The organism is Undibacterium sp. WLX3042, from assembly GCF_049544825.1.
In the GTDB taxonomy this organism is placed as follows: Bacteria; Pseudomonadota; Gammaproteobacteria; order Burkholderiales; family Burkholderiaceae_D; genus Undibacterium.
Map to the genome: position 1 here is coordinate 2813550 of NZ_CP186698.1, position 23046 is coordinate 2836595.

Annotated in this window: 18 protein-coding genes; 10 read left to right on the forward strand and 8 right to left on the reverse strand. The window is 52.1% G+C overall.

All coding sequences use genetic code 11. The features are described from left to right. Positions 1 to 24: 24 nt before the first annotated feature. From aceF to ACPAOP_RS12680, 3 genes are all read left to right on the forward strand, one after another. Positions 25 to 1380: a dihydrolipoyllysine-residue acetyltransferase gene (gene aceF, locus ACPAOP_RS12670; RefSeq protein ID WP_423710017.1), complete on the forward strand. Its 1356-nt coding sequence runs from the start codon at positions 25 to 27 to the stop codon at positions 1378 to 1380. A gap of 14 nt (positions 1381 to 1394) precedes the next feature. Beyond that, positions 1395 to 3512: a dihydrolipoyl dehydrogenase gene (lpdA, locus tag ACPAOP_RS12675; protein ID WP_423708267.1), complete on the forward strand. Its 2118-nt coding sequence runs from the start codon at positions 1395 to 1397 to the stop codon at positions 3510 to 3512. Positions 3513 to 3772: 260 nt separating this feature from the next. Next, on the forward strand, positions 3773 to 4747 hold the full coding sequence (locus tag ACPAOP_RS12680) for an alpha/beta hydrolase (RefSeq protein WP_423679349.1): 975 nt from the start codon (positions 3773 to 3775) through the stop codon (positions 4745 to 4747). A 48-nt stretch (positions 4748 to 4795) separates the two neighbouring features. On the opposite strand, the gene ACPAOP_RS12685 is transcribed toward ACPAOP_RS12680, so the two are convergent. Beyond that, positions 4796 to 4966 (reverse strand): hypothetical protein, encoded by a 171-nt coding sequence (locus ACPAOP_RS12685; protein WP_423708268.1) that lies wholly within the window; start codon positions 4964 to 4966, stop codon positions 4796 to 4798. A gap of 61 nt (positions 4967 to 5027) precedes the next feature. Here ACPAOP_RS12685 and ACPAOP_RS12690 point away from each other — a divergent pair, with 61 nt between their 5' ends. Further along, positions 5028 to 5852 (forward strand): DUF2189 domain-containing protein, encoded by an 825-nt coding sequence (locus tag ACPAOP_RS12690; protein ID WP_423708269.1) that lies wholly within the window; start codon positions 5028 to 5030, stop codon positions 5850 to 5852. A 103-nt stretch (positions 5853 to 5955) separates the two neighbouring features. On the opposite strand, the gene ACPAOP_RS12695 is transcribed toward ACPAOP_RS12690, so the two are convergent. Further along, the gene (locus ACPAOP_RS12695) at positions 5956 to 9354 is read right to left on the reverse strand and encodes a S41 family peptidase (protein ID WP_423708270.1); all 3399 of its coding nucleotides are present in this window, start codon (positions 9352 to 9354) and stop codon (positions 5956 to 5958) included. 368 nt (positions 9355 to 9722) lie between these two features. Here ACPAOP_RS12695 and ACPAOP_RS12700 point away from each other — a divergent pair, with 368 nt between their 5' ends. Further along, positions 9723 to 11501 carry a glycoside hydrolase family 44 protein gene (locus ACPAOP_RS12700; protein WP_423708271.1) on the forward strand — a complete coding sequence of 593 codons (1779 nt, stop codon included), beginning with the start codon at positions 9723 to 9725 and terminating at the stop codon, positions 11499 to 11501. A 102-nt stretch (positions 11502 to 11603) separates the two neighbouring features. Next, the gene (locus ACPAOP_RS12705; protein WP_423679344.1) at positions 11604 to 11741 is read left to right on the forward strand and encodes a hypothetical protein; all 138 of its coding nucleotides are present in this window, start codon (positions 11604 to 11606) and stop codon (positions 11739 to 11741) included. 22 nt (positions 11742 to 11763) lie between these two features. Here the strand turns inward: ACPAOP_RS12705 and ACPAOP_RS12710 are convergent, their stop codons facing one another. Both ACPAOP_RS12710 and ACPAOP_RS12715 read right to left on the reverse strand, forming a co-directional pair. Continuing rightward, a complete protein-coding gene (locus ACPAOP_RS12710; RefSeq protein ID WP_423708272.1) occupies positions 11764 to 12954 on the reverse strand; it encodes an acetylornithine transaminase in 1191 nt (396 codons plus the stop codon). Positions 12955 to 13340: 386 nt separating this feature from the next. After that, positions 13341 to 14366 (reverse strand): CDP-6-deoxy-delta-3,4-glucoseen reductase, encoded by a 1026-nt coding sequence (locus tag ACPAOP_RS12715; RefSeq protein ID WP_423679342.1) that lies wholly within the window; start codon positions 14364 to 14366, stop codon positions 13341 to 13343. Between the two features lie 12 nt (positions 14367 to 14378). On the opposite strand from ACPAOP_RS12715, the gene ACPAOP_RS12720 reads away from it, so the two are divergent. Beyond that, positions 14379 to 15266 carry an SDR family oxidoreductase gene (locus tag ACPAOP_RS12720; protein ID WP_423708273.1) on the forward strand — a complete coding sequence of 296 codons (888 nt, stop codon included), beginning with the start codon at positions 14379 to 14381 and terminating at the stop codon, positions 15264 to 15266. An 11-nt stretch (positions 15267 to 15277) separates the two neighbouring features. Here the strand turns inward: ACPAOP_RS12720 and ACPAOP_RS12725 are convergent, their stop codons facing one another. The 3 genes from ACPAOP_RS12725 to ACPAOP_RS12735 all read right to left on the reverse strand — a co-directional run bounded on the left by ACPAOP_RS12725 (position 15278) and on the right by ACPAOP_RS12735 (position 18500). Then, positions 15278 to 17059 carry a GspE/PulE family protein gene (locus ACPAOP_RS12725; protein WP_423708274.1) on the reverse strand — a complete coding sequence of 594 codons (1782 nt, stop codon included), beginning with the start codon at positions 17057 to 17059 and terminating at the stop codon, positions 15278 to 15280. Positions 17060 to 17106: 47 nt separating this feature from the next. After that, positions 17107 to 17925 (reverse strand): methyltransferase domain-containing protein, encoded by an 819-nt coding sequence (locus ACPAOP_RS12730; RefSeq protein WP_423708275.1) that lies wholly within the window; start codon positions 17923 to 17925, stop codon positions 17107 to 17109. A 101-nt stretch (positions 17926 to 18026) separates the two neighbouring features. Further along, entirely contained in the window at positions 18027 to 18500 is a 474-nt protein-coding gene (locus ACPAOP_RS12735; RefSeq protein ID WP_423710018.1) for a DNA-deoxyinosine glycosylase, read from the reverse strand. A gap of 262 nt (positions 18501 to 18762) precedes the next feature. On the opposite strand from ACPAOP_RS12735, the gene ACPAOP_RS12740 reads away from it, so the two are divergent. After that, a complete protein-coding gene (locus ACPAOP_RS12740) occupies positions 18763 to 19212 on the forward strand; it encodes a glycine zipper 2TM domain-containing protein (protein ID WP_423679338.1) in 450 nt (149 codons plus the stop codon). A gap of 224 nt (positions 19213 to 19436) precedes the next feature. Beyond that, the gene (locus tag ACPAOP_RS12745; protein WP_423708276.1) at positions 19437 to 19943 is read left to right on the forward strand and encodes a DUF3016 domain-containing protein; all 507 of its coding nucleotides are present in this window, start codon (positions 19437 to 19439) and stop codon (positions 19941 to 19943) included. A 150-nt stretch (positions 19944 to 20093) separates the two neighbouring features. Here ACPAOP_RS12745 and htpG read toward each other — a convergent pair whose 3' ends face one another. After that, complete coding sequence (htpG, locus tag ACPAOP_RS12750) at positions 20094 to 22001, reverse strand: molecular chaperone HtpG (protein ID WP_423708277.1); 1908 nt, start codon at positions 21999 to 22001, stop codon at positions 20094 to 20096. A gap of 222 nt (positions 22002 to 22223) precedes the next feature. Here htpG and ACPAOP_RS12755 point away from each other — a divergent pair, with 222 nt between their 5' ends. Then, a complete protein-coding gene (locus ACPAOP_RS12755; RefSeq protein WP_423708278.1) occupies positions 22224 to 22985 on the forward strand; it encodes a substrate-binding periplasmic protein in 762 nt (253 codons plus the stop codon). The last annotated feature ends 61 nt before the right edge of the window (positions 22986 to 23046 follow it).

Sequence of the window (23046 nt, forward strand, 5' to 3'; positions counted from 1 at the left end):
TGCGTCGCGTGACTCTCTTCCCAGATCAAGCAAAGCGGAGCGAAAGCTATGAGTACTATTGAAGTCAAAGTGCCGGATATCGGTGATTTCAAGGAAGTGGAAGTCATTGAGCTGATGGTCAAAGTCGGCGATACGATTAAAGTCGATCAGTCACTGATTACCGTCGAATCAGATAAAGCCAGCATGGAAATCCCTTCCAGTCATGCGGGCGTGGTGAAAGAAGTCAGAGTCAAGGTTGGCGACAAGGTTGCCGAAGGTTCATTACTGGTGATCGTCGAAGCCAGTGGTGATGCAGCGGCAGTGCCCGCGGTTGCACCAGTTCAGCCAGCTGTTGCGCCTGCGACGCCCGCCGCGCCAGTGGCCGCAGCACCTGCACCCGCATCCGCGCCGGTGGTTGCCCCTGCACCAGCGGTAACAGCTGCCGCACCAGTGGCGACAGCGGCTGCCGGTAAAGCGCATGCCTCACCATCGATACGCAAATTTGCGCGTGAACTCGGTGTTGATCTGACCCGTGTTGCCGGTTCTGGTCCGAAAGGTCGTATTACGCAAGAAGACGTGCAAAACTTCGTCAAAGGGATAATGGCTGGCAGCACCGCTGTTGCTGCGGTTTCTGCTCCGGCGAAAAATGGCAGCGGCGTCGGCCTTGATGTATTGCCTTGGCCATCGCTGGATTTCAGCAAATTTGGCGCGACGACGATTTCACCTTTGTCACGTATCAAAAAATTGTCCGGCCCGAACCTGCATCGCAACTGGGTCATGATTCCGCACGTCACGCAATTCGACGAAGCTGATATCACCGGCCTCGAAGATTTCCGTAAATCGTCAAACGAAGCGATGGCAAAATCCGGTGTCAAGCTGACGATGCTGGCTTTCGTGATTAAAGCGAGTGTGGCTGCGCTGAAAAAATTCCCTGCCTTTAATTCTTCACTCGACGCCACTGGTGAAAATCTGATTCTGAAACAGTATTACAACATCGGTTTTGCCGCTGATACACCGAATGGCCTGGTGGTGCCTGTGGTGAAAAATGCAGATCAGAAAACGCTATCGCAGATCGCGCTGGAAATGGGTGAATTGTCTGCCCAGGCACGCGAAGGCAAACTGAAACCGGCTGATATGCAAGGCGCAACGTTCACGATTTCTTCGCTCGGCGGTATCGGCGGTACGGCGTTCACGCCTATCATCAATGCACCTGAAGTGGCGATTCTGGGCTTGTCGAAATCCAGCATCAAACCGGTGTGGGACGGTAAAGCATTCCAGCCGCGTCTGATGCTGCCGCTGTCACTGTCTTACGACCACCGCGTGATTGATGGCGCGATGGCCGCGAAATTCACTGCTTATCTGGCCGACGTGTTGGCGGATCTGCGTAAAACCTTGCTGTGAGCGGAGACCAGGCTATGAGTGCTATCGAAGTTAAAGTTCCCGATATCGGCGACTTCAAAGAAGTCGAAGTGATTGAAGTGCTGGTCAAGGTTGGCGATACGATCAAGGTCGATCAGTCCTTAGTGACGGTTGAATCCGATAAAGCCAGCATGGAAATTCCTGCCAGCCACGCGGGCGTGATCAAAGAGCTGAAAGTGAAGCTGGGCGATAAAATTGCCGAAGGCAGTATTTTGCTGGTGGTTGAGGCGGAAGGTGCGACATCGGCAGCAGCGCCTGCTGCGTCGGCTACTCCGGCAGTTGCAGCGCCGGTCTCTGCCCCAGCCGCAGCCCCGGTTGCTGCGCCAGCGGTTGCAGCAACGGTGACAGGCATTGTCGAAGTTAAAGTGCCGGACATCGGCGATTTCAAAGAAGTTGAAGTCATCGAAGTCATGGTCAAAGTGGGCGATACGATCAAGGTCGATCAGTCATTGATCACGGTGGAATCGGACAAAGCCAGCATGGAGATTCCTTCCAGCCACGCCGGTGTGGTCAAAGAAGTCAAGGTCAAGGTCGGTGATAAAGTCGCCGAAGGCTCGTTGTTGCTGTTGGTGGAAGCCGCGGGCGCAACATCTGCGGAATCTGCTGCGGTCGCGCCTGCTGTTGCTGCCTCAGTTGCTTCGGCTGCTCCAGCTACTCCTGCACCGCTTGCGTCTGGCTACACAGGTCAGGTCGATATCGAGTGCGACATGATGGTACTCGGTGCCGGTCCTGGCGGTTATTCTGCTGCGTTTCGTTCTGCCGATCTCGGCATGAATACCGTGCTGGTAGAGAAATATTCTACACTCGGCGGCGTCTGTCTGAATGTCGGTTGCATTCCATCCAAAGCGCTGCTGCACGTTGCGGCGGTGATCGATGAAACGTCGCACATGGAAGCGCTGGGCGTGACATTTGCGAAACCGGCGATCGATATCGACAAGCTGCGCGGCTACAAAGAAAGCGTCATCAAAAAAATGACGACGGGCTTAGCTGGCATGGCGAAAGCGCGTAAGGTCAATATCGTGCAAGGCGTCGGTCAATTCCTCAGCCCTTATCACATTGAAGTCACTGCGGCAGACGGCACGAAAAAAGTGGTGCAGTTCAAGCAGGCGATTATTGCGGCTGGTTCTTCCGTCGTGAATCTGCCGTTTGTTCCTGTTGACCCACGTATCGTCGACAGCACCGGCGCACTGGAATTACGTCAGGTGCCGAAACGCATGCTGGTGATCGGCGGCGGTATTATCGGTCTGGAAATGGCGACGGTGTATTCGACACTCGGTGCGCGTATCGATGTGGTTGAAATGATGGATGGCCTGATGCAGGGCGCAGACCGCGACATGGTCAAAGTCTGGCAGAAGCATAATGAAAAACGCTTCGACAACATCATGCTGAAAACCAAAACGGTCGGCGTTGAAGCACTGCCGGAAGGCATCAAGGTCACGTTTGCATCCGCAGTTGAAGGCGAAGCTGCACCGGCGCCGCAAGTCTATGATCTGGTGTTAGTGGCGGTTGGTCGCAGTCCTAACGGCAAGAAAATTGCTGCCGACAAAGCAGGTGTTGCCGTGACTGATCGTGGTTTCATCAACGTCGACAAACAGATGCGCACCAATGCGCCGCATATTTTTGCGATCGGTGATCTGGTTGGTCAGCCTATGTTGGCGCATAAAGCCGTGCATGAAGCACATGTGGCTGCCGAAGCTGCTGCTGGTGAAAAAGCCTACTTCGACGCACAGGTGATTCCGTCGGTTGCTTACACTGATCCTGAAGTTGCATGGGTCGGTGTGACCGAAGACGAAGCCAAAGCCAAAGGCATCAGAGTCGAAAAAGGCTTGTTCCCGTGGATGGCTTCTGGCCGTGCTGTGGCGAATGGCCGCGACGAAGGTTTCACCAAATTGCTGTTTGATGCAGACACCAAACGCATCGTCGGCGGTGGCATCGTCGGTACGCATGCCGGTGACATGATAGGCGAGATTGCGCTGGCAATTGAAATGGGCGCAGATGCGGTGGATATTGGCAAAACTATCCATCCACATCCAACGCTGGGTGAATCTATCGGCATGGCGGCGGAAGTCTATAAAGGCGTCTGCACGGATTTGCCACCGCAACGCAAGAAATAATCTGCGTTCAGATCCGGCAGGTCATTGCTGACCGCGCCACACAAAAAAGCCCCGTTGCCTGATCGCACGGGGCTTTTTCATTTGCGCGCGCAAGAGTGTGACAAGCGCGTGGCTATTGCAAATGGTGTGTTATTGTCTTTTTTAGGCAGCGTGAACTTCCTGCTGTCGATAACTTACTGACTTATTTTGAACGTATGCTCCATGCCCCTGGTCTGATGTACTGATACCAGCATGATTGTTCTTCAAACTGAGGAAACCCTATGAAAAAAATGTGGCAGATGTGTAGTGCGCTGATGTTATCGACTGCCGTGTTCTGCGCGCCGCCAGCGCAAGCCGCCAGCACGGAACGTGGTATTTCCCTGGCAACGGCGAATGGCGAGATACAGGGCAGTTTATTGCAGCCGGAAGGCAGCGCGAAAGTCCCGGTCGTGCTGATCATCGCGGGCTCTGGCCCGACGAATCGCAATGGCAACAGTGCAGGATCATCCGGCAATAACAATAGTCTGAAAATGCTGGCAGAAGGATTAGCAAATCAGGGCTATGCGTCGGTGCGCTTTGATAAACGGGGTGTGGGCGACAGCGCTGCGGTGGCAACGACGGAATCGGCGATACGTTTTGAAACCTATGTTGATGATGCCGCTGCCTGGCTGAAGATGCTGAAAGCGGATACGCGTTTTTCTGATGTGGTGGTGCTGGGACATAGCGAAGGTTCGCTGATTGCGATGCTCGCCGCGCAGCAAGTCCCCGTCAGCGCGCTGGTATCGGTTGCGGGCGCTGGCAGCAATTTAGCGGACGTGTTACGTCAGCAATTGTATGGCAAATTACCGCCCGATCTGGTGAAGCCGAATGAAGAGATTTTGCAGACTTTGCAGGCAGGGAAAACGACCGCCAGCGTGCCGCCTGCACTGCAGTTTCTGTATCGCGAAAGTGTGCAGCCGTATCTGATTTCCCAGTTCCGCTATACGCCGGTACAGGAAATCCGCAAACTCACGATGCCGGTACTGATTTTGCAGGGCGATACTGATATTCAGGTTGATCGCAGCCAGGCCGAGGCATTGAAAGCGGCAAAACCAGACGCAGAACTCCACGTCATCAGCGGCATGAATCATGTCTTGAAAATAGTACCGGCCGATGCAAAGAAACAAATGGCCTCGTATTTTGATCCCACGCTGCCGGTTTCACCTGAGCTGATACGTCATTTGTCGGCATTTTTGCAGCAACTGCCGCGTCACTGATGCTGCTGTATCAATTTTGAGCCTCAAATATACTCCCACCAGTATATTTTAAAGTCCTTTGTTTATAAGGACATCAGGGCTGTTTTTATCAATACATGGGGGAGTATCCATCAATGCCGCATCTTCCGTATTGCTGACGCGGTACTTATGCCGCACTGCATCTAAAGTCATTACCGTTTTCGCGTCGGCGGTCATTGCCAAGCGCCATTTTGTTGTCATAGTATGAATGTATTGATCCAGATCAAGATGGACAATCCACTACAAAAACGATGGAGACAGCATGGCAGACCAGACTCAGGGACGAGGTGGTGACAGCGCGCCACCCGACATTACCACCATCATCGATACCGCATCACCCTTTCCACCTATCCGCCGCATAGCCATGTTTCGTCCCTTCACCTGGCTGCGGCTGGGCTGGGACGATTTTCGCGAATCTGGCAGCGCCAGTATTTTTTACGGCATCTGTTTTGCCGCGATGGGGCTGATACTCAATCTCGTGCTCAGCCACGCGCCGCAATATGTGTCCGCACTCAGTTGCGGTTTTTTACTGGTCGGCCCCTTGCTGGCGCTGGGCTTGTATGACATCAGCCGCCGTATAGAAAACGTGCGTTCCGGTTTGCTCGGCAGTGTATTTTCCATGCGTGGCCGCTGGAGCAATATCGGCGTGCTGGCACTCGTGCTTGCAGTGATACTGATGGTCTGGGCGCGCGCTTCGCTGGTGATTTTTGCGCTGTTCTACAACAAGGGCATGCCTACCATGCATGGTTTTCTGACGCAGTTATTTTCACTGAATAATCTGGAATTTATTCTGGTCTATGCCTGCATCGGTTTTATCTTTGCGAGTATCGTTTTCGCGATCAGCTGGGTCTCGATTCCTATGATGCTGGACCGAGACAGCGATGCCATCACTTCGATGATTATCAGTTGCGTGGCGCTGTTCATCAATGTGCCGGCAACCATCGTCTGGGCGCTGATCATCGTCAGCTTTGTGGTGCTCGGCTTCATGACCTGGAACCTGGGTTTCATTATCGCCATGCCTGTGATCGGCCATGCGACCTGGCATGCGTATAAAGAAGTCGTAGGGAATGCTTCCGACCGGCGCTGATATTTGCGCTGTTCATCACACTTTGCTGCAACATAAAAAAAACCTGCGCACATTTTCAGTGTGCGCAGGTTTTTTATTGCCGCTGATGCGGATGGATAAACACTTATTTCAGCGGCGGTATTGCTTGCGGCACCAGTTTTTTGACGGGTTGTTCGCGCAGTTTGTCGGTCAGCATTTGCAGGGCTTTTTCGAGTTGCTGATCTTGTCCTTTGAAGGTTGCATGCGGCATGTTTTCGACCTCTACATCCGGCGTGACGCCGACGCCTTCAACCAGCCAGCGGCCATCCATGCCGAACTGGGCATTTTCTGCGGCGCGTATCATGCCGTTGTCCGCCAGACTGTTGCCATCCGACAGCCAGACACCGGCACCAGCCGTGCGTTTGCCAACCAGCGGCCCGAGTTTCAATGCTTTCACCCCGGCCGCGAAAGTCTCGCCGTCAGAATAGGTCAGCTCATCGACCAGCACCACCAGATGACCACGGAAAGTCTGTTGCATATTGGTGTAAGGGCGGTTATTCCCACGCGACCAGAATGCCCAGGTTTTACGCAATAATTTTTCTATGATCCAGCTGTCGATATTGCCGCCACGATTGCGGCGCACATCGATGATCAGACCATCGCGATCGACATTGGCGTAAAACTCGCGTGCAAACGCATTGATGTCCTGCGCACCCATGGCCCGCAGATGCAGATAACCTATCTTGCCTTTCGATGCTTCGTAAACGCGCGCACTGCGGCTTTGTTCCCAGTCGCTGTAACGCAGATTCGCATGTTTCGTCATGCTGACAGGTGTGACAATGACATTGTGCGGTGCCTGATTTCCGCGTTTCACTTGCAGCAAGACTTGCTTGTCGGCCTGATTCAGCAACAGATCGGCAATGTCACGTGCTTCCATGACCGGCTTGCCGTTAACACTCAGAATAAGGTCGCCTTCTTTGACATCGACATCGGGTTGCGCCAGCGGACTGCGCTCTGTTGGTAACTCCGGTTCACTGCGATAAATATGCTCGATCTTGTAACCGTCTTTGCTGCGGGCTAACACCGCGCCCAGCGTCGCTGGTGCACCTTCGGCAGCGGCTTTGCGTATATCACCGGGGCGGAATTGCGAATGCAGCGCGCCGACTTCACTGACCATTTGCGCGAGCACATCATTCAACTCATTGCGGTCAGTCACGCGTTCGACCAGAGGCGCATATTTGTCGCGCATTTTTTTCCAGTCCACACCACGCATTTTTTCATCGTACAGAAAATCTCTGTGCATACGCCAGGCATCGCCGAACATCTGACGCCATTCCTGACGCGGGTCGGAAGTGAAACTCCAGTCATTGATGCTGACTTTCGCTTTGCTGATATCGTTGGGGGCTTTGGCACCGGCTTCGACAATCACAAAATCACCGGCGCCGTTATGGACAGCGGTTCTGTAATACACATGTTTTTTATCTGCAGACAAATCAAACTCGCGAATTGCACTGGCAAACACTTCTGCTTGCACTGGATTTTTGCTGATTGCCAGTGTCTTGAGTGTGCCACGTCCTTCATTGCCTTCCTGTTCATAAAAATACAGGCGTTTGTCATCCGTTGCGAGACCGCGGTAATTTCCGGCAGCGAGTGGCACCTGATACAAACGTTCGCTGAGTCCGGCGTATTCAATCGCTGGTAAGGCTGCTTTTGCGGTCTTTGTGTCAGATGATTTTGTATCCGTATCCGACGTTTTCTCCGCCGATTTTTCATTATTTTTTTCAGCTGGTTTTGTGTCGGCTTTGTTGCTGAGCTTACTTAACTCATCGTCCGCTTTAAACGGAAAGCGATTTTTTGCCTGCAAGGCGAGGGCGTAAATGCCTGTGCGTTTGTCAAAGCTGGGGCCGAGATTGCGGTCACCCCAGGGCGAACGATTACCGACTTCGAAGTGGCGTTCAGATAAGAAATACAGCCACTTCCCATCGCCGGAAAATACCGGCGTATGCGATTCATAGCGATCGCCGGTGACGAAATGCAGTTGTTTGCTGGCGAATGAATACAAACCGATTTGCTGGCGGCCGCTGTTGCTATCCGGGCGCACGATGGCCAGCGTTTTACTATCCGGTGCCCAGACGATATCACCGTAACTGTCAAAACCTGCTTTGCCGCCGTCATCAATGATGGTGTTGTTTTTCGTTGCCAGATCCAGCAGCCAGACGCGACCACGTTTATCTGTATGTGCCAGTGATTTGCCATCCGGAGACGGATAAATATTGAGCCTGTGCACATCGCCATTGTGGGTCAGCATTTCTGCCTTACCGATACCGTTGGCAGGATATTTCCAGATTTCATTTTCACCGGAGCTGTCAACAATCGCATAGACGCTCTGATCATCGTGCGAGAACACGGCTGCGCGGGCGCGGGCGTTTTCGGGGATCGCTAAATCGACACGGCGTTGCAGACCTGTTCCTGCAATAGTGACATGACCGCGCGCAGTGAAAATCAGACGCTCGCTTTTGCCAGCAATACCGGTGTCACTCAGGTATTCCAGCGGTGTGCGGATCAGGCGTTTTCTTTGCTGATCAAAATCCGAGGTCAGATCGATCGCTAAGGTGTTGTCGGCTTTGCTGGCAAGGTTCAACACATGCAGATCGGCGCCGAGCTGATAGACGATGTTGCCGTCGCCGATGGCGGCATTTCTGACATCCCATTCTTTATGCGTTGTCAGTTGTTGCGGATTGCTGCCGTCGGCGTTGGCGGTCCAGATATTGAATGCGCCATCGCGGTCACTGATGAAATACAGGCGACCCTGATACCACATCGGGCGCTTGTTATTGCTGCTGTCGCTGGCAAACAGATTGACGGCTTCGGCTTTGCTTTGCAAGTCATAGCGCCACAATTGTGCGGTCGCGCCGCCACGGTAATGTTTTGCATTGTCATTGGTCATTTGCAGACCGAAACGCGTGAAGTACAGATAACGGCCGCTGTCATCGAGCGCTGCTTCATTCGCATCAGCAACCGGGAAGACGCGGCGTAATTGTGTTTTCGGATCAATCGCTGCAATGACTCTGTGCGCGTTGGGCCCGGTGCTGTTGAGTGTGCTGACTAATACCTCGCCCTGAGCTGTCCAGCCGAGCACATTCACGACATCATTTTCAAATGTCAGACGTTGTGGCAAACCGCCGTTGACCGGCATGACATAGGCTTCGGTTGCCCCTTCATAGGCGGCGGAAAACGCCAGCCATCGCCCATCGCGTGAAATCGCTGGCAGGGTTTCTGCGGCCGGATGGGTGGTCAGCCGTTGTGCCTGCCCGCCGCGCAGGCCGACTTTCCATAAGTCGCCTTCCGCAGTAAAGACGACGGTATCTGCGCGTATGCCGGGAAAGCGGTAATACGCCGGTGCAGCCGTCGCCGCCGAAACAATACTGCCAATCGTCAGCCCAAGCGCGAGACTGAGAGCAAGGTTGAGAGGCTGCCGTTTGCTCAGTTTGCGCGGCAGAACAGAGGAAGGTAAGTAGCGGGTGACGCCAGCGGGTAGTTTCATGTGAATGATCTTTAACTTAATTGATTGGAATTATTTACTCAGGACTGACGCCCAGCCGCCCCAGCAGCGTTATGGCTCCTCGCCGTACTATTCGTACTGTCTTCGTCGCCATGCCTTGCTGGTACAACTGGGCGTAAGTTCTGTTGCTTAATTTAGCTATTGCAAAAAAAGCTGGTAAGAAAAACAAATCTCCGTTTTTTTCCTACAAAAAAACATCAAAAGTGTTACCGAAGTGTAAGTTTTGTTGATGTTGGGCAACTATCCATTTATAACATCTGCAGAGCAACATTTGTTTCCTTACACGTTGGCCGATCTGCCTTACGTGACCATCAACGCGCAATCAGTTTAGTTATCCGGCGGAGAGAGCCATGAGACCAGTCAACTTCATCAAAGTTCTTGCAATCCTCAGTATTTCGACAGAAATGTCACTGGCGATCGCGCAGAATGTGACCTTCAGCATCAATACTCAGCTCGAGCGCAAAACCATCAGTCCTTTGATCTACGGCTTCAATGCCTACGCCGACGGTTACGGTCGCACAGGCTGGGATGCGCATGGCGGCAAAGCGAATCTGGATAGTCTGAATCTGACGTCGCGTCGTCTCGGTGGCAATAATATGACCAGCTATAACTGGGAAAACGGTGTCAGCAATTCCGGTGCCGACTGGTGCCATTCTTCGAATGCCGGAGTGACATACGCGACCGGAGCCGGCGAACCATCCAGCACCAGTGGTCTGGCGTATTACGCACCGGGTGCCGGGATTAAAGCGTTCCACGATCAGTCGCTGGCGCTGGGCACGTTTTCTTTGCTGCAATTACCTGCTGCCGGCAAGCTGCCGAAAGACATCGTCAATCTGTATCCGCCATCGAGCTGCAAAGGTTACGAGTTATGGCAAAGCACCGCCGGGCCATCGAATGTCGATGTCACGCGCTGGCTTGATATTGTGAACGACAAACCTGCCGCCGCAGGCAGCCTGAGTCTGACTCCATCGCTGAGCGACAATGTGGTGTATATCGACGAAGAGCTTAATTTCCTCGTCAAAAAATATGGCAAGGCATCTTCCGCCAAAGGTGTCAAAGGCTATGAACTGGATAATGAACCCGATCTGTGGCATGTGTGGCCATCCAGCCAGGGCGCTGGCACCCACGAAAATCTGTACCCGAATCTGACCACGATCAGCGATGTCATGCAAAAGAATCTGGCGCTGGCCAAAACAGTCAAGCGCATGGACAGCTCCGCACAAACCTTCGGTCCGGCAGTGAGCGGTTATCTGGGTTTATTCAGTTTGTGGGCAGTCTGGGATGGTTCGCAATCGCATCAGCCAGCAGACTGGAATCAGTATTATATGGAGCCGTATCTCAGTAAAAATACCGGTGACCGCTATCGCTACAACGGCATGACCTTTGCCAACGTCTATCTGGATACAATGCGCAAAGCGTCTGCCTCAGCGGGCAAGCGTTTGCTGGATGCCTTCTCGTTTCATTTCTATTCACAGGCATCGTATGATCCGGCCAATCGCGTGCAGGCTTCACGCAGTCTGTGGGACAGCAGCTACGTCGAACCAAGCTGGATCACGCAGAGCGGTAACGGCTTTACCGATGGCCGCGGTCTGGAAATTCTGCCCAAGCTTAAGCAGTCGATTGCGGATTTTTATCCCGGCACCAAACTCGCCGTGACCGAATATGATTTCGGCGGCAGAGATGATGTGAGCGGCGCGATTGCGCAGGCCGATGCACTCGGCGCGTTTGGTCAGCAGGGCGTACATCTGGCAACGTATTTCGGTGATGTCGAAGCCTATATTGCCGCAGGATTTAAAATTTTCCGGAATTACGATGGCAATAAATCGGTGTTTCCTGAAGTCTCAGTCAAAGCGGTCTCGACGAATAACGGCAATGGCACCGTGTATGCGGCAGTCAGTGCGACAGCGCCGGATACGGTGCATCTGATTGCGATCAACCGCCTCAGTACACCGCTGAATGCGAGCTTACAAATTGCGCATCCGGTGGCGCTGAATTCTGTGCAGGTATGGGGCGTGGACGCGAGCAGCCAGGCCGTGACTATGCGTGCAGGTCTGAGTGCGATCAAGCAAAATCAGTTCAGTTATACCTTGCCGGCATTGTCGGTGATGCACTTTGTGGTGAAGCCGTAAGCCAGCAATTGATCGGCGTGACTGACGCCGTTTGAAAGAGCGCAGAAAAACCACCGTAAAAGTGCCGGAAAATGCCTGAATAATACTCCCAGGGAGTATGTTTTGAGCCCCTTTGTTTATGCCGGGATGAAGGCGAAATACATAAAAACAGGGGGGAGTATGCTGAAAAACAGCATTCAACAGGCAAACAATAAGGAAACAGACGTAAAAAAAGCAGCCGTGGCTGCTTTTTTTTTATAAACAGAACCTTGACGTGCAGTGCTTATTTTTTGATTTGCTTCAGCACATCACGCAGCATGGACAGCATCTGATCGAGTTCTTCTTTCGTCACGTTCAGCGCAGGCATGAAACGCAGCAGATCAGGGCGCGGTGAATTCAGCAGCAGACCGACGGGTTCCATATTGCGCGCTGTTTCAACGATTTGCGCGCCGATGTTGTCGCCGAGTTTCAGCGCGCGCAGCAAGCCTTCGCCGCGCTCGCCTTGCAGGCCGAATTCATCCGACAGTTTCACCAGTTCTGCACTCAGATAAGCACCCTTTTCTTTGACTTCATCGAGGAAGCCCGGCTTGGTCAGTTCCTTCAGTACCGCGATGCCAACGGCTGTCATCAATGGTGCACCGTTGTAGGTACCGCCCTGGTCACCCGGCACGAAGCAGGCGACTGCCTCGCGGCACAGCAAGGCGCCGAGCGGTACGCCACCACCGATACCTTTCGCCAGCGTCATGATGTCAGGCTCGATACCGGACAACTGATAGCCAAACAATTCACCAGTGCGTCCCATGCCGGTCTGTACTTCATCAACGATCAGCAGGATGCCGTGTTTTTGCGTCAGTGCGCGCAGTTGCTGCATGAATTCACGCGTGGCTGGCAACACGCCGCCTTCGCCCTGTACTGGTTCCAGCATCACAGCGACGGTTTTGTCGCTGATCAGTTTTTCAACCGAAGCGATATCGTTCAGATCCGCTTTCGGGAAACCGGTGACTTGCGGTGCAAATATTTTGTCCCAGCCCGGTTTGCCGGAGGCCGACATAGTTGCCAGCGTGCGACCGTGGAAGCTGTGATCAAAGGTGATGATTTCAAACGCGCCGTTTTTGTTCAGCTGACCCCATTTGCGTGCCAGTTTGATCGCGCCTTCATTCGCTTCTGCACCGCTGTTGGTAAAGAAAACGCGGTCAAAACAGGATTGCTCTGTCAGGCGCGAAGCCAGTTCTATCATCGGCGCGTTGTAAAACGCAGGCGATGGGTTCAGCAGTTTTTTCGACTGCGCCACCAGTGCGTCGTGGATCACGGCAGGGCTGTGGCCGAGGCAATTAACCGCCCAGCCTTGCAGGTAATCAAGATAGCGTTTGCCATTGTTATCCGTCAGCCACATGCCGCTGCCTTCCGTAAAAACGATTTCCGGGCGCGGTGTGATGTACATCAGAGCGTTAACGTTGTACTGGCTGAATTCCATTTCAAGACTCCTAAAGTCGACAAAGCAGGGGTAAAAAAGAGTAGTAGAGACTAATATCGGGTGCTGAATAACAAAAAAGCCACAGGTGTCGCCTGTGGCTTGATACTTGTGGTGCTGCTCATCTTCCGCGCACGCTCACTCGTACATAGTCCCAGGCTCGAAGAACGAGCTGCGACGTCGTGCGATATTTGGTGAAGACATGTCGGTGAAAATTTTCATAAAGCGGATAGTAGGACTTTTTGCGCACTGCGTCAAAATAAATTTACGCAGTGCGCTGAAAAAAAACTTGATGTTCAGTTCATGCGCGCGCAGATGATGAGCAATTGATTAACAGAGCACAAGCACATCGTTTTTCGCATGCATGAACACGCGTTGTCCGTTCCTGATCAATTTGCCAGATCCGCTTCGGATGTGAATGAATCGGCGTAGAACTCGTCAGCCGGTAACTGGCACTGCGCGACAAAATCCCGTTTGGCAGAATCCACCATCACCGGCGCGCCGCACGCATACACTTGATAGCCGGATAAATCCGCATGATCGGCCATCACCGCCTGATGAACGAAGCCAGTGCGACCCTGCCACTGATCTTCGGCCTGTGCATCGGAAATCACCGGGACATAACGGAAGCCGGGTAATTTCGCAGCCCAGTCCTGACATAACTTGTTCATGTACAGGTCTGCCGGACGACGGCCGCCCCAGTACAACGCGACAGGACGCGTGGATTTGGTGTGGATCAGTTGTTCGACCAGTGCTTTGATCGGCGCAAAGCCGGTGCCGGAGGCGAGCAGAATAATCGGTTTGTCGCTGTCTTCACGCAGATAAAACGTGCCTTGTGGGCCTTCAAAACGCAGGATGTCGCGTTCTTTCAATGTTGAGAAAACCTGATCGGTAAATAAACCACCCGGCATGTGGCGGATATGCAGGGTAATGTGTTCCGCATCGTGCGGCGCGTTCGCCATACTATAGCTGCGGCGTTTGCCATCACGCAGTAAAAATTCTATGTACTGACCAGCGCGGTAATTCAGCTTTTCATTCGCAGGCAGTTGCAGTGCAACCAGCATCACGTCATCGGATAATTTTTCCAGTTTCGCAATGCGGGTCGGCATCTTCTTGACCGGATATTCATCGTTGGCGACCAGTTCACGCGCTTCGATAGTCAGATCGCTTTGTGGCTTGGCGCAGCAGAACAGCGACATGCCTTGTGCTGCTTCGTCCTCAGTCAGTGCGCGTTGCTGATGATTGCCATGCACGACAGTGCCGTCAGTGACTTTGCCTTTACAGGAACCACAGGCTCCATTTTTACAACCGTAAGGCAGAATGATGCCCGCGCGCAAAGCGGCGGATAATACGGTTTCATCTGCGTCGCAGCTAAATTGACGACCGCTGGGGGTCACGGTTACTTGAAAAGTCATACAATCCTGAGCATGAAAAAACAGTTAAAAAAAATAGCTAAGCCGCGCTTACTGATCATTGGTTGCGGCGATGTCGGTATGCGTCTGCTGCCATTATTGCGTGCGCATTTCCGTATTTTTGCCGTTACCAGTCAGCCTGCGCGTTGCGCAGAGCTGCGTGCAGCGGGGGCGGTACCGGTAGTCGCTGATCTGGATCAGCCGCATACGCTGAGGCGTCTGTCCGGTCTGGCACCGCGTATTCTGCATCTGGCGCCACCGCGATCTGACGGCGTGACTGATGTCCGCAGCCAGAATTTGAGCGCCATTTTACCCGACAAGAGCCGTCTTGTTTATGTCAGCACGACCGGTGTGTATGGCGATTGCGCTGGCGCAAAGTTTGATGAAACACGCGCGATCAATCCGCAAAATGCGCGTGCCGTGCGACGCGTGGCGGCAGAACAGTGCCTGCGACGCTGGGCAAGACGCAGCCAGTCCACCTTATCTATTTTGAGAGTGCCGGGGATTTATGCGACGGATCGCTTGCCGGTGGAACGCTTACAGAAAGGCACGCCAGCATTGATTGCCAGCGATGATGTTTACACGAATCATATTCATGCTGACGATCTGGCGCGGCTGATCCGGCTGGCCTTATTCCGGGGTTTGCCGCAGCGCGTGTATCACGCGGTGGACGACAGCGATATCCGGATGGGGGATTATTTTGATCTGGTGGCTGACGCGTTTCAGTTGCCGCGCCCGCCACGTCTGCCTCGTGCTGAATTACAGAAACAAGTGTCAGCTATGCTGCTGTCATTCATGTCGGAATCCCGTCGCCTCGAGAATCAGCGTATTAAACATGAGCTGGGCGCACGCTTGCTGTATCCGCAGGTGCGCGATGGCATTTTTGCCGCAGTCAACAGTTGACGAGAATAGTTTTATATCAGCGATGAGGTGACTTTCAGAATTTCATCGGCGGTCGTCAGACCTTCGACAATTTTGTAAGCACCGGCAATGCGCAAGGGCTTCATCTCATCCTTGATACTCTGCGCACGTAAGGCATGAATATCGGCGTTTTCCGTGATCAGCTTACTGAATGGCAAAGTCACGGTCAGCAACTCATACAGGCCAGTACGCCCCAGAAAACCGGTCTGGCGGCATTCCGGGCAGCCGACAGGGCGATAGACGGTCTGTGGTTTCGGGATGCCCCAGTCTTCAACCAGCGTTTCCCAAATGGCATCCTGAATTTCGCCATCAGCGACTTTGCAATGCACGCACAAGGTACGGACCAGACGTTGCGCCAGAATGCCGATTATCGTTGCCTCCAGCAGATAATACGGAACGCCGAGTTCCAGCAGCCGCATGATCGCGGATGGCGCATCATTGGTGTGCAGGGTCGACAGCACCAGATGGCCGGTCAGTGCAGCCTGCACCGCCATTTCTGCGGTTTCCAAGTCGCGTATCTCACCGACCATAATGATGTCAGGATCTTGCCGCATCAGTGCGCGTATGCCATCGGCGAAGTTCAGATCGATTGATGATTGCACCTGCATCTGATTGAACGAGGCTTCCACCATTTCTATCGGGTCTTCGACAGTACAGACATTCACATCGGATGTGGCCAGTGCTTTGAGTGTGGTGTACAGCGTTGTGGTTTTTCCTGAACCGGTTGGCCCGGTGACGAGAATAATACCGTGTGGTTTCTTGGTCAGATTGTCCCAGCGTTTCGCATCGTTCAGCGGAAAACCTAATTCCGGTAAGGTCTTGACCACGACGTCCGGATCAAAAATACGCATTACCATTTTTTCACCGAACACGGTAGGCAGCGTTGATAAACGCAGTTCGACTTCCTGACCATCTGCTGTGCGGGTTTTGATACGACCATCCTGCGGACGTCGTTTTTCAATCACGTCGATACGACCAAGCAATTTGATCCGCGCAATCATCGCGATCATGACGGTTGCCGGCACCTGATACACCTGATGCAGCACACCATCAATACGGAAGCGGATCACCGCCATATCACGCTTGGGTTCGAGATGAATATCCGAGGCGCGCTGATCAAATGCAAATTGCCACAACCAGTCAACGATATTGATAATGTGCTGATCATTCGCATCGACTTGTTTATTCGACTTACCAAGTTCAACCAGCTGCTCGAAATTTTGTCGCAGGCCGAGGTCATTACTGCTGGATTTGCGCGCATCTTTAATCGATTTCGCCAGTGAAAAAAACTGCACAATGTATTGTGAAATTTCCAGCGGATTGGAGAGTACCAGACGTATTTCCTTACGCGAAATCCGCGCGATTTCATCCTGCCATTCCGTGTTGTACGGGTCAGTCGTCGCCACTACCACCGTATTCGCATTTGATTCGACAGGCAGAATATTAAAGCGCGTCGCATACGTTGATGACATCACGTCAGAGACGGTGGTGAAATCAATTTTTAAAGGATCGATACGGTAAAACGGCAGGTGCACTTTTGCCGCCGCCCATTCGGTCAGCCAGTCCAGTGTCAGCTGCGTATGCGGTGCTTTTGCCGAAAGCAGTTTGCATTGCGCGGTGGCTGTCAGCGGATGCATGGTTGACGGCCCGTTTTTCAAAATACCTTGCGCCTCATTGTATTTTGCTTTGGCGTCCTCTTTGAGGATCAGGCCATCAGCCATCAGCCAGGTGAAAATTTGTTGCAGATCTAAGCGGCGTGGGGCTTTTGGATTCATTTTCTTTGGCTGATTTGATTGGTTGTGAGCAAGTGTCTGGCGCAAAACTATGTCGGATCACTGGCTGCTTTTAAGCCGTTGACCCAGGATTTTGTCGGCAATTTGGTCGCCGCTTTGATCTCGTTTGCGCGTTCATATAATGCAGCAAAGTCAAACTGTTGTTTGTGTTTGAAGGCAACCGCAACGACGTTACCATCATGCACTTCTGGCAGACATAAGACTTCGGCAAAGGCAAAGCGCAGGGCTTTCAGATTGCGTGCATAACTCGGGTGGTCACCGAATAAATTCACGGTCAGGATGCCGTTGTCTTTGAGGCAGGCTGCGCACGACTGGTAAAACTCAGCAGTATCCAGCACCGGGCCTTTGGCGGTCGCATCGTACAGATCTACCTGCAGCGCATCGATGGTATTGAAATTATTCTCATCATTCACAAAATCGAGTGCATCCATTTCGATGACATTCAGTCTGTCGTCATTCGCAGGCAATTTGAACATGCTCTCGCAAATGGCGATGACAGAAGGATTCAGCTCAACGGCGGTAACACGCGCGGTCTCGAACTGACGATAGCAGAATTTTGTCAGCGCACCGGTTCCCAGACCCAGCTGAACGATATGTTGCGGTTCTGGATTAAACAGCATCCAGATCATCATCTGTTGCGCGTATTCGAGTTCGATGGCATCCGGTTTGCGCAAGCGCATCGCGCCTTGTACCCATTCAGTACCGAAATGCAAAAAGCGCACACCGTCGAGCTCTGACAAAGTCACAGGTGCAAATTTAGGTTTACGTGGAGATTTTTTTACGGCCGCAGCCTTGGGGCCGGACCGATGATTGGCTTCGGCTTCTATGGATTTACGTTTGATTAGCATAGCGCTATTTTACCTTTTGCTTTTGTATCTAAAACAGAATTCATGTAAAAGTTTGTCGCGCTATGTGACAGTAGCGACAAATAAAATGTGGCGGTGGTGATTCAGTTGATGATCTGCTGCCAATCGCGTACTTTTTCTGCGAAAGAGCGCATCGCATTGGCCGGCGAAGAAGAGGGCAGCACCAGCGTTTGATAGCCTTGCGTCTGAAACCAGTTTTGTATTTTTGCTGCTGTTTTACCATTAAAGCAAACCCGCCTGAGCTGCGGATAGTCGTGCCGCAATGTGGCAAAGTCATTTAACTGGCCGTCGCGTATCGCGGCATCCAGGCTGCCCTGACGCACGCAATGACGGAAGATGTCCCACAGTCCTATCCCATGCGCCAACAGCATTTCCAGTTTTTGCGGGTACTCACAAACGACCAGATCCTGTTGCAACACAACTGACAACAGTCGCCAGAACTGATTGTGGCGAAACGCATAATATTGCTGCGCATCCAGTGAGGCTTGTCCCGGAAAACTCCCTAGAATCAGGGTATGCGTGGTCTCATCGATGACAGGGGGGAATCCCGATAAAATTAGTTGACTCATTTGCTGATTTTTTTTCATTCTTACAATAAGAAGCGGTGAAATTCGCGCTTTTTCTGCTTATTTTGATTTATCTTCGCTCTGTTTGAAAACTGATCAGCAAACATTATGACGCATGGCTATACTATTGTGTATGTCACTCAGTGCCATGGAGCCAATGCCGCGAGAGAAACTTTCTGTTCGCCGTGCTGTCTCAGGTATGCAGAGTGTGATCATAGGTTGTAATGATGTTTTGATGAATATGGAGATCGCAATGAAAAAAGTATTGATACTGACTGCTGTGGCGCTGCTGAGTGCTTGCGCCCAACCAAATAACTCTGGCAGTGTTTATCGTGCCAGTCAGACGCAGAATGAGCAAAGTGTACGCATGGGCTATGTGGAATCGGTACGCGACGTGACCATCGATAAAGGGCAGACCGGTGTTGGTACTGCTGCGGGTGCGGCGCTGGGTGGTATTGCTGCCGGCTCCAATATCGGCGGCGGTAACGGTTCAATAGCAGCTGGCATAGTCGGTGCGGTGGCTGGTGGCCTGATCGGCCAGAAAATCGAGCAAAGCAACAGTCAGAAACGCGGCCTCGAAATTACAGTCAAACTTGACAGTGGTGAGCTTAGAGCGATTACGCAAGACGCCGATGAATTGTTCCGCGTCGGCGAAAGAGTGCGCTTGTTGTCGAACGGACGCACGACGCGTGTGACACATTAATACGGTTGTTTAGTTGACCCGTCGTTAATACAGCGAGCAAAACGGCCAGATTCGCTGGCTGTTTTGCCTTAGCGGCGCACAAAGAACACCTTCATCCTTTCACTTCCGCTATCGTAGTGGGTCGGGAAACGCATGTGTTTTGTACATAACGACGCGCGCCATCAGCGAACACAGAATGAAGTAAAGATGATGACCTGCTGCTTGATTTGAATCAGGAGAAAAAAATGAAAAAATTTTATCTGGCTCTGCTTACAGCGGGCGCACTGACATCCCCTGTGTATGCGGGAGAAGTCAGTATCACCTGGCAAACACCGGAAAAATATACGGATATACGCCCATCCAGCGAAACCCGCGAGGCATTTCAGGAGCGCGTGACGAAAGAGCTGGGTCAGGTGTTTACCGATCTGGCAAAAAAGTTACCGGACGATGTGAAGTGGGAGATTACTGTTACTGATATTGATCTGGCAGGCGATGTTCATCCTATGATGCGTGGCACGGCGAACGACATTCGCGTTATCAGAGAAATTTACTGGCCGCGCATGTCGCTCACTTATCGCATGACCGATGGTAAGGGAGTTACGATAGCCGAAGGCACGGAAGATATCAAAGACATGAATTTCATGATGGGGATGCATATTCCTTCTGGCCATACGAGCTTTGAATATGAAGAAAAAATGTTGCAGGACTGGTTCCGAAAACAGCAGCGGGACAAGAAGTTTCCGACGAAGTGACATTTCTGATTTGAGTGACGGTACGGACATTGTCCGCGCATTGTCAGCTCAATAGCTGGTCAAACAACAAACACTGTTGATAGTAAAAATCCCGTTCATTGGAATGAACGGGATTTTTTTTGAAGCGACGGTTTAACGTTGCCGTATTTTTTACTTACTCAGCAGCATTTCATTGAGACGTTTCACAAAGCTGCTTGGGTCACTTAATGTACCGCCTTCGGCCAGCAAGGCCTGGTCGAACAGGATGTGTGACCAGTCGCTGAATTTGGCTTCTTCGTATTTCAGCTTTTGTACCAGCGGGTGATCCGGGTTGACTTCCAGAATCGGTTTGGATTCCGGTGCAGCCTGACCAGCCGCTTTCAGCATACGGGCCAGATTACCGGAGAGGTCATGCTCATCGGCCACCAGACAAGCTGGAGAGTCGGTCAGACGGAAAGTGACGCGCACATCCTTGGCTTTATCGGCCAGTGCCGCTTTCATTTTTTCGACCAGATCTTTGAACTCGGTTTCGGTTTCTTCGTGTTGTTTTTTCTCGGCTTCGTCTTCGAGCTTGCCGAGATCGAGGCCGCCTTTGGCAACGGACGCCAGTTCTTTGCCTTCAAACTCAGTCAGGAACGACAGCATCCATTCATCGACGCGATCCGTCAGCAATAAAACTTCCACACCTTTTTTGCGGAAAATTTCCAGATGCGGACTGTTTTTCGCAGTCGCATAGCTTTCTGCGGTCACATAGTAAATCTTGTCCTGACCTTCTTTGGCACGCGACAGGTAATCAGCCAGTGAAACGTTTTGCGCATCGTTATCGTTGTGTGTGGACGCGAAGCGCAGCAGTTTGGCGATGCGGTCTTTGTTGGTCGCATCTTCACCGATACCTTCTTTCAGTACCTGACCAAACTCTTTCCAGAATGTGGCGTACTTGTCTTTCTTCTCTTGTGCATCATCGCCGTCAGCATTGGCGAGGTCTTCCAGCATACCGAGCACGCGCTTGGTCGAGCCATCACGGATCGCTTTGATATCGCGACTTTCCTGCAGAATTTCACGCGATACATTGAGTGGCAAATCGTTGGAGTCGATCACCCCTTTGACGAAGCGCAGATAGACTGGCATCAGTTGCTCGGCATCGTCCATGATGAAGACGCGTTTCACATACAGCTTGATGCCGCCGCGCTTGTTGCGATCCCACAGATCGAACGGCGCACGCGCCGGAATATACAGCAATTGCGTGTAGTCGCTACGACCTTCGACGCGGTTATGTGTATGCGTCAGCGGTGAACCGAAATCATGCGAAATATGTTTGTAGAATTCGTCGTATTGTTCTGGCGTGATATCAGATTTGCTGCGCGCCCACAATGCGCTGGCTTGATTCACGGTTTCCAGTTCGTCGCGCAATACCTGTTCTTTTTTCTCTTCATCCCATTCTTCTTTCTGCATTTTGATCGGCAGAGAAATATGGTCTGAGTAAGTGCGGATAACGGATTTCAGTTTCCATGCCGACAGGAACTCATCTTCGCCTTCGCGTAAGTGCAGAATGATGTCGGTACCACGGTTGGCTTTGGCGATGTGTTCGACACTGAAATCACCTTCACCGGCAGATTCCCAGCGCACGCCTTCGCTGGCTGGCAAGCCTGCACGGCGCGATTCAACGGTGATGCGGTCGGCGATGATGAAGCCGGAATAAAAGCCAACGCCGAACTGGCCGATCATGGCAGCATCTTTTTGCTGATCGCCGGAGAGTTTGCCGAAAAATTCTTTGGTGCCGGATTTGGCAATCGTGCCCAGATGCGCAATCGCATCTTCTTTGCTCATACCGATACCGTTATCGGAAATCGTGATTGTGCGGGCGGCTTTGTCGAAACTGACTTTGATACTCAGTTCAGCATCATCTTCATATAAGGCGGCGTTGTTAATGGCTTCGAAACGCAATTTATCGGATGCATCAGACGCATTCGAAATCAGTTCGCGCAAGAAAATTTCCTTGTTGGAATACAAGGAGTGAATCATCAATTGCAATAACTGTTTGACTTCGGCCTGAAAGCCAAGAGTTTGTTTTTCTGACATATTTTTCCTCAAAGATTTCAATATTGTGATGATCTGGTCACGCTGATTCCCGTGCAGACGTGGGCGGATAATTCGCTTCCCTCGAAATGAGGCTGATTCCGGCGATTTCAAGATCTGCCTCTGTGTGCAGTGCAAACAATCAAAAAATTGCATTTTTATAAATCTTCGCTACACTCACAGGCATGTCGCTCGTTTTTGAGTTCTTCCTGTAAGGAATAAAAAATGCGCCAATTGCTTTTCCGGGCCATGATTTTTGCCTTATTTTCATTGATGGCATCGTCTGCGAGCGCTGTTCGTCTGTATCTGACCGAGGTTGCACCGTTTGCATTCATGGTCGAAGGCACGAGCCGTTATGACGGTATCAATATTCGTATTGCGAATGAACTGCGCAAGCGCACCGGTATCCAGCTGGATGTTGTCGTGGTGCCCAGTCCGCGACATGTTGTGTTGTTTCCTGCTGATACTGAGGCGTACAGCATTTCTCACCGGGAAAATTTCACGGATGATGACGGCCTGATCCTGGCAGAGGTAACGCAGTTTCCGGTCGTGGTGGTTGCTAAAAGCGGCACTGCGATGACGAGTTTTGACGACGTGATTGCGCAATCGCAGGACAAGGGAATAGGCATGTTACGCCGTATGACCTACGGCACGTTTGGTCAGGATGAACGGGTCAAGAAAGTCGATATCAGCACGCTGGAAAATGGTTTGCGCATGCTGGACGTCGGACGTATTTCAGGCGTCGTCGGCAGTTTGCCGGGAATTCTGGCGGCGGCCGAAAAAATTGGCGGCAAGCATTTGATTACTTCACGGCTGGTGATTACGCACGGCACTCATGTACTGCGCGTCCGGCCCGATTTCGCCCTGAGCCGCAATTCCAGAATGTTGACCGCGGCATTGGCGACGATGCGCAACGACGGTACGATCGCCCGCATCATGAGCGATTTTCTGAATGATCCGAAAGCCGGTATTCCGCGTAACAAGTGACAGTAAAACCTGCATCAGCATCTCTTCGCAGCCGTTACAGAGCATGAAATATACTCCCGGG

What these genes read in the sequence shown, in the direction of transcription:
- lpdA (WP_423708267.1), top strand. Translation starts at nt 1,395, where the DNA reads ATGAGTGCTATCGAAGTTAAAGTTCCCGATATCGGCGACTTCAAAGAA.
- ACPAOP_RS12680 (WP_423679349.1), top strand. Translation starts at nt 3,773, where the DNA reads ATGAAAAAAATGTGGCAGATGTGTAGTGCGCTGATGTTATCGACTGCC.
- ACPAOP_RS12685 (WP_423708268.1), bottom strand. Translation starts at nt 4,966, where the DNA reads ATGACAACAAAATGGCGCTTGGCAATGACCGCCGACGCGAAAACGGTA.
- ACPAOP_RS12690 (WP_423708269.1), top strand. Translation starts at nt 5,028, where the DNA reads ATGGCAGACCAGACTCAGGGACGAGGTGGTGACAGCGCGCCACCCGAC.
- ACPAOP_RS12695 (WP_423708270.1), bottom strand. Translation starts at nt 9,354, where the DNA reads ATGAAACTACCCGCTGGCGTCACCCGCTACTTACCTTCCTCTGTTCTG.
- ACPAOP_RS12700 (WP_423708271.1), top strand. Translation starts at nt 9,723, where the DNA reads ATGAGACCAGTCAACTTCATCAAAGTTCTTGCAATCCTCAGTATTTCG.
- ACPAOP_RS12710 (WP_423708272.1), bottom strand. Translation starts at nt 12,954, where the DNA reads ATGGAATTCAGCCAGTACAACGTTAACGCTCTGATGTACATCACACCG.
- ACPAOP_RS12715 (WP_423679342.1), bottom strand. Translation starts at nt 14,366, where the DNA reads ATGACTTTTCAAGTAACCGTGACCCCCAGCGGTCGTCAATTTAGCTGC.
- ACPAOP_RS12720 (WP_423708273.1), top strand. Translation starts at nt 14,379, where the DNA reads ATGAAAAAACAGTTAAAAAAAATAGCTAAGCCGCGCTTACTGATCATT.
- ACPAOP_RS12725 (WP_423708274.1), bottom strand. Translation starts at nt 17,059, where the DNA reads ATGAATCCAAAAGCCCCACGCCGCTTAGATCTGCAACAAATTTTCACC.
- ACPAOP_RS12730 (WP_423708275.1), bottom strand. Translation starts at nt 17,925, where the DNA reads ATGCTAATCAAACGTAAATCCATAGAAGCCGAAGCCAATCATCGGTCC.
- ACPAOP_RS12740 (WP_423679338.1), top strand. Translation starts at nt 18,763, where the DNA reads ATGAAAAAAGTATTGATACTGACTGCTGTGGCGCTGCTGAGTGCTTGC.
- ACPAOP_RS12745 (WP_423708276.1), top strand. Translation starts at nt 19,437, where the DNA reads ATGAAAAAATTTTATCTGGCTCTGCTTACAGCGGGCGCACTGACATCC.
- htpG (WP_423708277.1), bottom strand. Translation starts at nt 22,001, where the DNA reads ATGTCAGAAAAACAAACTCTTGGCTTTCAGGCCGAAGTCAAACAGTTA.
- ACPAOP_RS12755 (WP_423708278.1), top strand. Translation starts at nt 22,224, where the DNA reads ATGCGCCAATTGCTTTTCCGGGCCATGATTTTTGCCTTATTTTCATTG.